The sequence below is a fragment of the Colwellia sp. MEBiC06753 genome, assembly GCF_053470325.1.
In genome coordinates this window covers 1-243 of record NZ_JBQMTM010000054.1, presented here as the reverse complement: position 1 = coordinate 243, position 243 = coordinate 1, and the positions used below count along the sequence as shown (strand labels likewise).

General features: G+C 46.9%; 1 protein-coding gene. It reads right to left on the bottom strand.

Annotated features, from left to right (window positions below; all coding sequences use genetic code 11):
* The coding region (locus ACOB82_RS17745) for a hypothetical protein (RefSeq protein WP_448214324.1) at positions 1 to 243 on the bottom strand (243 nt) is incomplete at both ends.

Below are 243 nucleotides of genomic sequence, written 5' to 3'. Positions count from 1 at the left end.
TTGCTTGCATCTTGGCCAAGTTGACGACTCATCGCATCAAGCTTCGCTTGACGCTCAAGGTCTTCTTTTGATGGTTGTGGAGACTTACTTAAACCACTAACGATAGAGTTACCTACTGCATTGCCAAGCGCAATGACCCCGACGTGCGGTCGTACACGTAGGTGCGGATTGCCCTTATAAGACGGGCGTTGTGGCATGGTCATCATTTGCATATTATTGATTTTACACTGTAAAAGCCCTAGA